11 protein-coding genes are annotated in these 12,770 nt (G+C 69.4%); 7 read left to right on the top strand and 4 right to left on the bottom strand.

Going from position 1 to position 12,770, the window contains the following annotated elements:
• Nucleotides 1-36 precede the first annotated feature (36 nt).
• The gene (locus LFM09_RS08930; RefSeq protein ID WP_414095842.1) at nucleotides 37-768 is read right to left on the bottom strand and encodes an alpha/beta fold hydrolase; all 732 of its coding nucleotides are present in this window, start codon (nucleotides 766-768) and stop codon (nucleotides 37-39) included.
• A 58-nt stretch (nucleotides 769-826) separates the two neighbouring features.
• On the opposite strand from LFM09_RS08930, the gene LFM09_RS08925 reads away from it, so the two are divergent.
• Nucleotides 827-2,101 carry an amidohydrolase gene (locus LFM09_RS08925; RefSeq protein ID WP_414095841.1) on the top strand — a complete coding sequence of 425 codons (1,275 nt, stop codon included), beginning with the start codon at nucleotides 827-829 and terminating at the stop codon, nucleotides 2,099-2,101.
• Nucleotides 2,092-3,285, top strand: a complete 1,194-nt coding sequence (gene dinB, locus LFM09_RS08920; protein ID WP_414095840.1) for a DNA polymerase IV — start codon at nucleotides 2,092-2,094, stop codon at nucleotides 3,283-3,285. Before LFM09_RS08925 ends, dinB begins: the two co-directional genes overlap by 10 nt.
• On the opposite strand, the gene LFM09_RS08915 is transcribed toward dinB, so the two are convergent.
• A complete protein-coding gene (locus tag LFM09_RS08915; protein ID WP_414095839.1) occupies nucleotides 3,282-3,779 on the bottom strand; it encodes a nuclear transport factor 2 family protein in 498 nt (165 codons plus the stop codon). The genes dinB and LFM09_RS08915 overlap by 4 nt on opposite strands.
• A gap of 61 nt (nucleotides 3,780-3,840) precedes the next feature.
• Here LFM09_RS08915 and LFM09_RS08910 point away from each other — a divergent pair, with 61 nt between their 5' ends.
• Both LFM09_RS08910 and LFM09_RS08905 read left to right on the top strand, forming a co-directional pair.
• Nucleotides 3,841-4,725 carry a LysR family transcriptional regulator gene (locus LFM09_RS08910; RefSeq protein ID WP_414095838.1) on the top strand — a complete coding sequence of 295 codons (885 nt, stop codon included), beginning with the start codon at nucleotides 3,841-3,843 and terminating at the stop codon, nucleotides 4,723-4,725.
• 84 nt (nucleotides 4,726-4,809) lie between these two features.
• Nucleotides 4,810-7,737, top strand: a complete 2,928-nt coding sequence (locus LFM09_RS08905; RefSeq protein WP_414095837.1) for a TIM-barrel domain-containing protein — start codon at nucleotides 4,810-4,812, stop codon at nucleotides 7,735-7,737.
• Here the strand turns inward: LFM09_RS08905 and LFM09_RS08900 are convergent.
• The gene (locus tag LFM09_RS08900; RefSeq protein ID WP_414095836.1) at nucleotides 7,715-8,416 is read right to left on the bottom strand and encodes a FadR/GntR family transcriptional regulator; all 702 of its coding nucleotides are present in this window, start codon (nucleotides 8,414-8,416) and stop codon (nucleotides 7,715-7,717) included. The two genes, LFM09_RS08905 and LFM09_RS08900, sit on opposite strands and share 23 nt — an antisense overlap.
• Nucleotides 8,417-8,549: 133 nt before the next feature.
• Between LFM09_RS08900 and LFM09_RS08895 the strand changes: the two genes are divergently transcribed.
• Genes LFM09_RS08895 through LFM09_RS08885 form a run of 3 tightly spaced genes read left to right on the top strand, consistent with a single transcriptional unit; the run spans nucleotide 8,550 to nucleotide 12,616 of the window.
• Nucleotides 8,550-9,902 (top strand): SLC13 family permease, encoded by a 1,353-nt coding sequence (locus LFM09_RS08895; RefSeq protein ID WP_414095835.1) that lies wholly within the window; start codon nucleotides 8,550-8,552, stop codon nucleotides 9,900-9,902.
• Between the two features lie 7 nt (nucleotides 9,903-9,909).
• Nucleotides 9,910-11,316 carry an acyl-CoA synthetase gene (locus LFM09_RS08890; protein WP_414095981.1) on the top strand — a complete coding sequence of 469 codons (1,407 nt, stop codon included), beginning with the start codon at nucleotides 9,910-9,912 and terminating at the stop codon, nucleotides 11,314-11,316.
• A complete protein-coding gene (locus LFM09_RS08885; protein WP_414095834.1) occupies nucleotides 11,300-12,616 on the top strand; it encodes a carboxyl transferase domain-containing protein in 1,317 nt (438 codons plus the stop codon). Before LFM09_RS08890 ends, LFM09_RS08885 begins: the two co-directional genes overlap by 17 nt.
• Here LFM09_RS08885 and LFM09_RS08880 read toward each other — a convergent pair.
• Nucleotides 12,603-12,767, bottom strand: coding sequence for a hypothetical protein (locus tag LFM09_RS08880; protein ID WP_414095833.1), 165 nt, complete (start codon nucleotides 12,765-12,767; stop codon nucleotides 12,603-12,605). The two genes, LFM09_RS08885 and LFM09_RS08880, sit on opposite strands and share 14 nt — an antisense overlap.
• Nucleotides 12,768-12,770 lie beyond the last annotated feature (3 nt).

Below are 12,770 nucleotides of genomic sequence, written 5' to 3'. Positions count from 1 at the left end.
GCTGTCCACATGCGAGAGACGGCGAGAATCGGCGCTTTACGAAGCGCGAGTGAGGAAGTTCTCGAGCAGCTCGTTGAAGCCGGGAGCGTCCGGCACGAGGTGGTCGCAGCCGCGGCACACGGCCCGTTCCGCACCGGTCTCGCTGGCGATCGTGTCGCAGATGATCTCGTTCGCCTCGGTGTGCCCGCCGGAGACCACCAGGATCGGGAAACCGGCGGCACGCAACGCTTCGAGCGGCGGCTCGGCCTCGTCCGGCGGCCTTGCTCCCAGCAGTTGTCGCATCCCCTTCAGCAGGACCTCGTGCGGTTCGTCCGGAACTGTGAGCGGAACTCCGGCGACCGGGAAGAAGCGCCGCAACGCCTCCACGGCGTCCAGGTCGGACTCGATCACCGCACGCGTCGCTGCGCCGAACTCGTCCACAGCCGGAACTCCGCGAGCCACGCCGGCGGACGGCGGTTCGAGGACGGTCAGCGAGCGCACGTTCTGCGGGCACAAAGCGGCGGCGTACATCGAAACGATTCCGCCGTAGGACAGGCCGACGAGGTGGCTCGGCTCGTCGAGCAGCTGGTCGGCGATCAGCGCGGCCTCGGGCTCGAAGTCCTGCCTTGCGGGCGGCGACTGGCCGTGGCCGGGGCGGTCGGGGGCGAGCAGGGTCCACCGCTCGGTGAGCGGACGCTGGTTCCGCCACGTCTCCCGGCCGCCGAGCACGCCACCGTGCACCAGGACGACCCGAGGTCCCCGGCCCCACCGGTGCACGTGCAGGCGCATGAGCGGAGGGTATGCCCGGCGCCTCGCAGGTGCTGTCATTGCGGGAGGAGGTGTGTCGATGAACGGAACACTCCCGTTGACGGCCGCCCTCCTGGGGTGCCTGACCGTCCTCGGCGCACCGCCGGACGCGATCAGTCCGGCCGCGCCCGACACCATCTACCACCACGGTGTCGTGCTCACCATGAACGCGACGCAGCCGCGTGCCGAGGCGATCGCGATCCTGCGCGACCGGATCGTGGCGGTCGGCGACGACGAAACCGTGCTGTCACTGGCAAGTCGCACCACCCGTCTCATCAACCTCAACGGGCACACGGTGATGCCGGGGTTCATCGACTCCCACGCACACTGGATCGGCGACGGGGAGATGATCGGCTACACCGCCGAGCAGGCTGTCTCCGCGGCGTTGACACGAGGCTGGACGAGCATCAACGAGCAGTTCGTCGACATCGAACGGTTCGGGAACCTGCGCTCGTTGGACCGGGCCGGCGCGCTACGACTGCGGGTCAACGCCTATCTGCCGGTCAACTACGGCGACGAGAAGTTCGGCGGCTGGTACCTCGGAATCCAGCCACGACAGTCCTACAGCCCGCACCTGCGCGTGGCCGGCATCAAGCTGTTCCTCGACCACGACTGGGGCACCACGTTCCACTGGAACCAGGCCGAGCTGAACGACTACGTCGGGGTCGCCCATCGAAACGGTTGGCAGATCAGCGCGCACGTGGTCAGCGCCGAAGCCCACGACCAGTACCTGACCGCGATCACCGAAGCACTCAAGGCACACCCGAACCCGGACGCACGCCATCGCGTCGAGCACGTCATCCAGCTCCGCGACGACCAGCTGGCCAGGATGCGCGAGCTGGGCCTGATCGCGTCGATCCAACCCGGACTGCCCGGCGAGTCCGCGAAGGAGGCAGGCTTCCCGGCACTCGTGGCACGCGGCGAACCGGGGTGGATCGCGCGGTGGCAAGACCTCCTGGACGAAGGTGTCCGCACGATCGGGAGCACCGACATGCCGTGGCTGGTGCTCGTCCACGGCGGGCATGCCACCGACATGCCGCACGGAACGCCGTTGGAGGCGGTCCACCAGGCGGTCGGTCACGGCCTCACGGTCGAGCAGGCGCTGCGGATGTTCACGGTCGACGCCGCGTACGGGACGTTCGAGGAGGACGTGAAGGGAAGTCTGGCCCCGAACAAGTACGCCGACTTCGTGATCCTCTCCGACGATCCGACGTCCGCGACCGACCTGCCGAGCATCGAGACGCTGGCGACTGTCGTGGGTGGACGGAGTGAGCACTGTGCTGATCGGGTGAGGGATGCGAACATGTGTTCGTGAGCGCCACGCCCATCCTGCACGCCGACCTCGACGCGTTCTACGCCTCCGTCGAGCAACGGGACGACCCGCGCCTGCGCGGCCGTCCGGTCATCGTGGGCGGCGGAGTGGTGCTGGCCGCGAGCTACGAGGCCAAGGCGTTCGGGATCCGGACCGCGATGGGTGGCGCGCGGGCGTTGCGGATGTGCCCGCACGCGATCGTGGTGCCGCCGCGGATGTCGGCGTACTCGGCGGCCAGCAAGGCGGTCTTCGAGGTCTTCCGCGACACCACACCGCTCGTCGAGGGCCTGTCGATCGACGAGGCGTTCCTCGACGTCGGTGGCCTGCACAGGATCGCGGGGCCGCCCGAGGTGATCGCCCAGCGGTTGCGCGCGAACGCGCTCGCGCAGGTCGGCCTGCCGATCACGGTCGGGGTGGCGCGGACGAAGTTCCTCGCCAAGGTCGCGAGCGCGGTGGCCAAGCCCGACGGGCTGCTGGTCGTGCCGGCGGACCGCGAGCTCGAGTTCCTGCACCCGCTGCCGGTCGAACGGCTGTGGGGTGTCGGCGCGGTGACGGCGGCCAAGCTGCACGCCCTCGGCATCCGCACGGTCGGCGAGGTCGCACGGCTCGACGAGCACGACCTGGTCTCGATCCTCGGCCGGGCGGCGGGCCGGCACCTGCACGCGTTGGCGCACAACCGGGATCCGCGTCCGGTCCAGGTGGGACGCCGCCGCCGTTCGATCGGCTCGCAACGGGCGCTGGGCCGCCGCGAGCGGACGCAGGACGATCTCGACGCCATGCTGGCCTCGTTGATCGACGGCGTGACGCGACGGCTGCGCAACGCCCACCGCGCAGCTCGGACAGTGGTGCTGCGCCTCAGGTTCACCGACTTCACGCGCGCGACGCGCTCGCACACGTTGATCCACCCGACGGCGGAGACCGAGCTTCTGCTGACGGCCGCGAGACAGCTGCTCGTCGCCGCGATGCCGATGATCACGAACCGCGGCATCACGTTGCTGGGCGTGTCGCTGGCCAACCTCAGCGACGAGGACACGATCCAGCTGATGCTGCCGTTCGAGGACTGCGAACCCGCCGCGCTCGACGCCGCGCTGGACCACGTGAAGGACCGCTTCGGCAGTGCGGCGGTGACCCGTGCGGCGATGCTCGGCCGCGATCCCGGCATCTCCGTGCCGCTGCTGCCCGACTAGTCGAAACGCTTCGGGATCGGCGCCAACGGGTACTGGCGCCAGAAGAACGCGTCGGCGGCGTGCTGGTCGGCGGCGAAGTTGACCGCTTCGACGATCTTGCGGCCGCGGATCCGGTACGCGAGCGTCCAGGTGATGTCGAGTCCGGCCGGGGTCGTGCTCCAGCCGCGGTGCATGTCCACGACCCACTCGCCGTCAGCTGCGAGGAACAGGACCTCCGCGCGGAACCCGGACTTCGCCAGCTGGGCGAAGAACGCGAGGAGCTCGGTGGCACCGGTCTTGGTGCCGGCGAGCGGGTGGTGGCCGGGGATCGTCCAGCGGATGTCGGTGGCGAAGAACTGCCGCAACGACTCCAGGTCGCCCGAGCCGTAAGCCTCGTAGTAGCGGCGGATCAGCGCGACGTTGGGGTGCTCGCGTGCGGCGGAAGCGGATGGGGTCGGCACGGTGGTTGCCGCCAGACCTGCCACGCCGGTCAGGATCACGGTTCGTCGTTGCACGACCACAACGCAACCAGCGTGCCTCACAGCGGTCCAATACCCGCGTCCATACGTTTCAGGCATGGACGTCGACACCCGGCTGTTGCGGTATTTCGTCGCGGTCGCGGACCACCTCAGCTTCACCGCGGCGGCCAAGGAGCTGTACGTCGCGCAGCCGTCGTTGAGCCGGCAGATCAAGCAGCTGGAGTCCCGGCTCGGCGCGGATCTCTTCGTCCGGAGCAGTTCCGCGGTCTCGCTGACCGCTGCGGGCCGAGCCTTGCTGCCCGCCGCACGACGTCAGCTCACCGAGTGGCAGGAGGCCGTCAGGCTCGCCCGCACCGCAGCGGCGTCCTCCCTCAACGTGCTGCGGATCGGTTTTGTGGCCACCGGTGGCGGTGAGCTGGCACGCCGGGCGAGGGACGTGTTCACCGCGCGGAATCCGTCGGTGACAGTTGAACCGAAGCGGTTCGACTGGGGCGGTGAGGCACGGGCGTTGCGCGACGGGCTGGCCGACGTCGCCTTCACCTGGCTGCCCGCGGACCTGACCGGGCTGCGGTCGGAGACCGTCGCCCTGGAACAGCGGTGGGTGGCCGTGAGGTCCTCGCATCCCTTGGCGGCACAGGAGAACGTCGGCATCGACGACCTGCGCGACGAACCTCTCATGTGGACTCGCCTGGCGCCCCCGGAGTGGGTCGACTTCTGGGCGGTCAACCCGCGGCCGGACGGGTCGACACCGTTGTGGGGGCCGGAGAACGAGAACGTCGAGGAGATGCTGGAGCACGTCGCGACCACGTCCGGGGTGTGCATCGGGCCGGAGTCGATGAAGAGCTTCTACGTGCACCCGGACCTCACCTGGCGGCCGATCGTCGACATCGAACCGCTTCGAATCGCGCTCGCCTGGCCGGAGCACTCGGCCAGCCCGTTGGTCCGTTCGTTCGTCGAGATCGTGCGCCGACTGGCGTCTTGATCGCTCAACATCGTCACGCCAAGCTGAGGAACGTTCACGTACCTGAACACCTCGGAAGCCGACGGCGTCAGACGAGGAGCACGGATGCGGAAACGTACAGCACTGCTCGCCCTACTGACCCTGGTTCTGCCCACTCCCGCGATCGCACAGCCGACCAACACGGTCGTCTCGGGGCAGGCCAGGTTCCAGATCCTCTCCCCCACCCTCGTGCGGACGGAGTTCGCCGGGGATCACCGCTTCGAGAACCAGGGCACTTACAACGTTGTAAATCGATCTTTCCCGCGCACGGCCTACCGGTCGCGGGTCGAGAACGGGTGGCTGGTCATCACCACCTCGGCGCTGACCTTGCGCTACCGCGTGGGTTCCGGGCCGTTCCGCGCGGACAACCTCGAACTCAGGACGGCCGGCACGACCGCGTCCCCGTGGCGGCGGGTGGTCTGTGCGACCGGTCAGCTCTGTGAGGCCGAGGACCAGCAACGGGAGGGCATGCTGGTCGCGGCCGAGCACCCCGGCCACACCGGCGCGGGCTTCGTCGCCGGGTTCTCTTATGCCAACAACGGGATCACGGCGACGGTCAGAGCCGTTAGCGCTGGCCGGCACCGGCTCGTCTTCCGGTACACCAACGGGCGTGGTGGCGACGGCAAGCACGAGAACCGCACGCTCGGGCTCAGCGTCGACGGTCAGGCTGCGCGCCAGGTGACGTTGCCGGCGACCGCGGACTGGCGTGACTGGCGACTCCTGGAGACCGAGATCGATCTGCCCGCCGGCGAACACCGCGTCGCTTTGACCCGGCGGGCTGCGGATTCCGGCAACGTCAACGTTGACAGCCTCGCGCTGCTCGCTGCTGGCCAGCCCTATCCCGGCGGGCGCGCGATGGACGACTGCCGGTTCGGCACGGTGTGCGAGGCGGAGAACGGCACCTTGACCGGTGCCGCCGAGATCGCCGACGAGCACGTCGGGTACGCCGGAACCGGGTTCGTCGCCGAGCTCGTCGGTGGGACCCGGGTGAGCCAGCGGGTGAGTTCCGTTCCGACCGCGGGCACCTATCCCGTGGTTCTGCGGTACAGCAACGGTGTTGGCGGTGACGGCAAGCACGAACCGCGGACTGTGCTGGTGAACGGGCAGGCGGTCACGTTGCCGACGACGGCCGGCTGGACCACCTGGGCCACCGTTTCCGCGCAGATCCCGTTGCCGGCAGGCAGTTCCTCGCTCGCGATCACGTGCCCGTCTGCCGGGTGCCATGTCAACCTCGACACCATCGGGATCAACGCGTCGGCGCAGCACCTTGCGCTCGGCGGCTATCGGCGCTCGCTGGACGGCTACACCGGGAACAGCGGCGATCCGCGGCTCTACCCCGGACTGATGTACCGCGATGGCTGGTGCCTGCTGGACGACACGGCTTCCGCTTATGCGAACGGCACGCCCCGGCCCGATCGGGGTGCGCAGCCGTACCAAGACGGGTACGTGTTCGGCTACGGCCAGGACTACCGGACAGCGCTGGGCGATCTCGCCGCGCTGACCGGTGGGCCGAAGTTGTTGCCGCGCTGGGCTTACGGTGTCTGGTACTCGGAGTACATCGACCGCACGGCCGCGGACTACCGCGATCGCATCCTGCCCGCGTTCCGGCAGCACGGTGTGCCGCTGGACGTCCTGGTGGTCGACACGGACTTCAAGGCGCACAACACGTGGAACGGCTGGCAGATGGACCGGTCGAAGTTCCCTGATCCGCAAGGGTTCCTGGACTGGGTGCACAGCGAGGGCCTGCACAGCACGTTGAACATCCACCCGAGCATCCAGGGCACGGATCCGGACTTCGCACGGGCGCAGGCCACCGCGAAGGGCAAGCTGGCCAAGGGTTCCTGCGCGGACTGCTACGTGTTCGACTGGGGTGACCCGGATCAGCTGCGCGCCTACGTGGAGCTGCACCGCTCGATGCCGACCGATTTCTGGTGGCTCGACTGGTGTTGTGACGGCTCGGGTTCGTCGTTGCGCGGGGTCACGGCCGACTCGTGGATCAACGAGCAGTACGCTCGGATGGGTTCGTTCGCGTTCTCGCGCGGGTTCGGTTCGTTGCAGGCCGGCGGTTACAGCGGTTCTGGGCCGTTGCAGACCGGGCCGTGGGCGGAGAAGCGCAACACGCTGCACTTCACCGGCGACACCTCGTCGACGTGGGGTGCCATGAAGGCCACCATCGGCTACACCTCGGCCGAGGCCGTCTCGACCGGGATGTCGGCGATCAGCCACGACATCGGCGGTCACAACGACACCACCGGGCTGCGCGGGTCGGAGACCTACCTGGAGAACGGCCAGCTGCGGTACACCACCAAGCTGCCGGACGACCTGTACGCGCGGTGGGTGCAGCTGGGCGCGTTCCAGCCGATCATGCGCCTGCACAGCAACCACGGCGACCGCCTGCCGTGGCAGTACGGTCCGGAGGCGCAGGCTTCCGCGACGAAGTTCCTCAACCTGCGCGAACGGCTCGTGCCGTACGTCTACACGTTGGCGGAGCAGGCCCATCGGACGGGCGTGCCGGTGGTGCGTCCGGCTTACGTCGACTATCCGGGTTCGGCGGAGGCTTACTCCACTGTGGACAGCCAGTTCCTGCTCGGGCCGGACGTCCTGGTCGCGCCGATCACCACGCCTGGCTTGATCGGCTCAACGCGCGTCTGGTTCCCTCCTGGCCAGTGGACGGACTACTTCACCGGTCAGGTGTATCAGGGCAACAGCTGGGCGACGGTGAGCGCCGGGTGGGACACCATGCCGGTGTTCCTGCGGGCGGGCGGCACGTTGGTCGAGCGGACTCGTGACGTTGTGAACGACCAGCACGCGGTGGACGCGTTGACCGTGCACGTGACGGCCGGTGCACGCGGCGAGTTCACGCTGTACGACGGCACTCGGATCATCCACGACAACGGCAAGGTGGTGGTGCGTTCAGCGACCAAACGCGACTGGACGGTCGTCGTGCACAACCCCGACGGTTCCAGCCGGGTCAGTCCTCCGGAACCCACGTGAGCAGTCGCACCTTCGCGACGGTGCGGACGTGCTTGCGCATCGCCGCGGCCGCCTTCTTCGGGTCGGCCGCGGCGATGGCCTCGTAGATCGCCGTGTGCTGCGCCAGCGAACGGGACGGACGCCCCGGCTGGCGCAGCGACTCGGTGCGGCTCTCGGTGATCTGGCCGGCGATGGTCTTCATGAAGTCGGCGAGCAACGAGCTGTGCGCGGCGGCGGTGACGGCGGCGTGGAAGCGGCGGTCGCCCTCCACGCCGTTCTCACCGTTCTCGATCTCGTCGCGCATGAAGTCGAGTGCTTCGCGGATGTCTTGGAGCTCGGTCTCGGTGCGACGTTCGGCGGCGAGCTCGGCGAGCTTGGTCTCCAGTGCCTCACGCGCCTCCAGCACCTCCGGGAGGCGCTTGCGGCGTTCGACGAGCTGGTCGACCGGTTCGACGTCGAGCGTGTCGCGCACCAGGTACGTACCGCCGCCGTGACGTGCTTCGACGAGGCCCTGGACCTCCAGCACGACGATCGCCTGCTTCACCGACGCGCGGCTCACGCCGAGACTGGCGGCGAGGTCGCGTTCGGCGGGCAGCTTGTCCCCCGCCTTCAGCCCTGCCTCGCTGACGTACGCGCGCAGGCGTTCGAGCACCTGCTCGTACAGGCGGGACTTCACCATGGGCCTCAGTGCCTCGGACATCGGCCCAGGATATCGGGTGAAGTGGCTCAGCCACTAGGCCACCTCTTGACAGCCGGTGGACAGAGGGCGGAAAGTGGCTCAGCCACTTTGCCACTGTTGCTTCTGGGACAACCCAACGACGGGAGCCCTGCCGATGTCCCCCGAACTGATCTCGATACTCGTGCTGGTCGTGGTCTTCGTCGTCGCCACGACCCGGTCGATCAACATGGGCGCACTCGCGTTCGCCGCCGCGTTCGGGGTCGGCACGCTGGTCGCGGACATGAAGGCCGACGACATCTTCAAGGGCTTCCCCGGCTCGTTGTTCGTCGTGCTGGTCGGGGTGACGTTCCTGTTCGCCATCGCCAGGGCCAACGGCACGACGGACTGGCTGGTGCACGCGGCGATCCGGCTGGTGGGCGGGCGGATCGCGCTGATGCCGTGGGTGATGTTCGCGATCACCGGCGTGCTGACGGCGATCGGAGCGGTCAGCCCGGCCGCCGTGGCGATCGTGGCGCCGATCGCGATGGGGTTCGCGGCCAAGTACAAGATCAGCCCGCTGCTGATGGGCGTGATGGTGGTGCACGGGGCGCAGGCCGGCGGGTTCTCGCCCATCTCCATCTACGGGACGATCGTCAACGGCATCGTGGACAAGGAGGGGTTGCCGGGCAACGAGATCGTGCTGTTCCTGGCCAGCCTTGTGGTGAACCTGCTGATCGCCGCCGTGGTGTTCGTGGTGTGCGGTGGGTTGAAGCTCGCCCGGCAGCCGCTGCACGCGCCCGCCCTCGCTCGCCGTGGCGGCGGGGATGGCGGTGGCCACGTGGGTGGTGGCGGTCGGGCCGGTGGAGGGGATGACGGTGAGCGCGCGGGTGGCAACGGGGAGGCTGACGGCGGAGCCGGCGAGCGCATCAGGTTGACCACCCCGCGGATCGCCACCCTGGCCGGCCTGGCGGCCCTCGTCGTCGCCGCTCTCGTCTTCGACCTCGACGTCGGCCTCGCCGCCATCACCGTCGCCGTGCTGCTCAGCGTTGTGTGGCCCGAGACGTCCAAGCAGGCCATCAGCCAGATCACCTGGCCGACCGTGCTGCTGATCTGCGGCATCCTGACCTACGTCGCCGTCCTCCAGACCATGGGCACGATCAAGTGGGCGGGCGATTCGGTCGCAGGCGTCGGCGCACCACTGCTCGCCGCGCTGCTGATCTGCTACATCGGTGCGATCGTGTCCGCGTTCGCCTCGTCGGTCGGCATCATGGGCGCCCTGATCCCGTTGGCCGTGCCGTTCCTGCTCCAGGGCGAGGTCAGCGCGGTAGGCCTGATCGCGGCCCTCGCGGTGTCCGCGACCGTGGTCGACGTGAGCCCGTTCTCCACCAACGGAGCGTTGGTGCTGGCCGGCGCACAGGACGTCGACCGCGACAAGTTCTTCAAGCAGCTCATGGTTTACGGCGGGATCATGGTCGCGGCAGCGCCGCCGCTGGTCTGGCTCGCCCTCGTCGTCCCCGAAATCTGGTGAACCCGTGATGTTCCCCTTGTCCTCCGACCGCGTCGCACTCCGCTTCCGCGACCGCACCCTCACCCACGCCGAACTGGCGTCCTGCGCGGGAACCCTGGCCTCACAGCTCGTTGGGCTGCCTCGGGTCGCGATCTGGGCGACACCGACCATCGAGACCTGCGTCGCCGTCGTGGCCGCGCTGCTCGCGGGCGTGCCCGCCGTGCCGCTGAACCCGAAGGTCGGCGAACGCGAGCTCGCACACATCGTCGCCGACAGCGCGCCCGCTTGCGTTCTCGTAGCGCCGGGCGTGCAGTTGCCTGCGGGACTGGAGTCGGTGCCACGCCGGGATGTCACGCTCGACGGCGGCCCGGTCGACCTGTTGCCGGAGCCTGGTCCTTTGACGCCCGCGTTGATCGTCTACACCTCCGGCACCACGGGCTCACCCAAGGGCGTCGTGCTGCCGCGCCGCGCTCTTGTGTCCACACTGGACGCCGTGGCGGAGGCGTGGGAGTGGACTCCTGACGACGTGCTGGTGCACGCGCTGCCGTTGTTCCACGTGCACGGCCTGATCCTCGGCGTGCTCGGCCCGGTGCGGCGCGGTGGCACCCTGCACCACCTCGGCAAGTTCTCGACGACCGAGCTGGCGCGGGCGCTCTCCGCGGAGGGCACGATGATGTTCGGCGTGCCGACGATGTACCACCGCATCGCCGAGGAGGTCGACACGAACCCGGCCCTCGCCGACGCGTTGCGGCAGGCGCGGTTGCTGGTGTCGGGCTCGGCGGCGCTGCCGGTGCGCGACCACGAGCGGATCTTCCTGGCGACCGGGCAGCGCGTGGTCGAGCGGTACGGCATGACCGAGACGCTGATGAACACCAGCGTCCGCGCCGACGGCGACCGCAAGCCCGGCGCGGTCGGCGTTCCGTTGCCCGGCGTGGAGGTCCGGCTCGTCGACGACGACGGCTCGACGCTGTCCGGTTCCGGCGCTGTCGGCGAGATCCAGGTGCGCGGCTCGAACATGTTCACCGAGTACCTCAACCGCCCGGACGCCACTCTTGAGGCGTTCGCCGACGGCTGGTTCCGCACCGGCGACGTCGGCACCCGCGACGACGACGGCTACTACCGCATCGTCGGCCGCAAGGCCACGGACATCATCAAGAGCGGCGGCTACAAGATCGGCGCCGGCGAGATCGAGAACGCGCTGCTGGAACACCCCGGCGTGGCCGAGGTGGCGGTGACCGGCGAGCCAGACGACGACCTCGGCGAACGGATCATCGCCTGGGTGGTGCCGGTCGGCGCCCGGCCCGCCGCCGACGAGCTGGCCGACCACGTCGCCCGGTTGCTGACCCCGCACAAACGGCCTCGCGTCGTGCGGTTCGTGGAGTCGTTGCCGCGCAACGACATGGGCAAGGTCGTGAAGCGTGCGCTCCGAGCTTGAGTCCGCTCGCGCGTTGATCGGAGAGGTGGCGTCGTCGTTCGCGGAGCTGCCGGCCGAGGGCGGCGGGTCCGAAGTGGACGGCCCACTCGGCTGGGCGGGCTATGGCGATGCGCTCGCCGACGCGGCCGAACGCACCGGCGAGCGTGAGTCCGTCGTCTGCGGTGTCGCCGAAATCGGTGGCGTGACGGCGGTGGTGATCGCGTTCGAGTTCGGCTTCCTGGGCGGATCCCTGGGCACCCGGACCGGCCACCGGATCGAGCAGGCCTTCACCCTGGCCCGCGAGCTGGGCGTGCCCGTCGTGTCGCTGGTCGCCACCGGCGGCAGCCGCATGCAGGAGGGCACCCCCGCGCTGACCCAGCTCCAGCGGATCGCCCGCCAGCTCGCGCTGACCCGCGAGGCAGGCCTGCCGCACCTCTCCGTCCTGCGCGACCCCACCACCGGCGGCGGGTGGGCGACGCTGGGCGCGGGTGCCGACGTCGTGCTCGGCCTGCGAGGTGCGCAGGTGGGTTTCGCCGGATCACGGGTGCGGCCGCCGGGTTACACCGTGACGCAGCAGTTCGCCGTCGGCCTCGTCGACCAGCTCGTGCCGGCCGACGACCTGCGTGTGAGGCTGGAACGCTGGCTGCGGTTGCTCGCCAATCCGTTGACCGGTCCGGCAGAAGTCCCGGCGGCGCTGGGTGAGCCCGACCTGCCGGCCACCGGTTGGGAAGCCGTGCAGCGCGCACGGAAGACGACCCGTCCACGGGCGGAGGTGTACCTCGGCGCGTACTTCGACTGGCACGAACCGATCAGCGGTGACCGGTGCGGTGGCATCGACGCCGGGGTGCTGTGCGGGTTCGGCAGCCGTGACGGGCAGACGATCGCGTACGCCGCCCAGTGCGGCACGGCCACGCAACCCGCGGGGTTCCGCACGGCCGCGCGCCTGGTGCGGTTGGCGGACCGGCTCGGGATTCCGGTGCTGACGCTGGTCGACACACCGGGTGCGGCCAACGACGTCCAAGCCGAGAAGGCAGGGATCGGCGCTGCCATCGCGGACATGTTCACCGCGGTCGCCGCCGCGCGGGTGCCGGTGACGACGTTGCTGATCGGCGAGGGCGGGTCCGGTGGGGCGCTGGCGTTCGCGGCACCCGACCGGACCTGGGTGACGCCCGACAGCTACCTCGCGGTGATCTCGCCCGAACTGGCGGCGCAGATCCTGAAACGGGATCCGGCGCAGACGCAGGCCACCGCCGACCAGCTCAAGCTGAGGCCGCAGGACCTGGTCGAGCTCGGGATCGCGCGAGGCATCACGCGACCGTGAGGTACAGGAACGCCAGCAGCGAGCTCGGCAAGCAGACGATGCAGAGCCCCACCACGCCGTAGAAAGGCTCCTTCTTCACCAACATCGCGGCGATCGCACCGACACCGGCGATCACGGACGCAGCCAGCAACACCAGCACAACAACAGACATGTC

The sequence above is a fragment of the Lentzea alba genome, assembly GCF_047445655.1.
GTDB lineage: Bacteria > Actinomycetota > Actinomycetes > Mycobacteriales > Pseudonocardiaceae > Lentzea > Lentzea alba_A.
The sequence above is the reverse complement of the archived record's forward strand: the minus strand, read 5'-3'. Positions and strand labels throughout refer to the sequence as shown.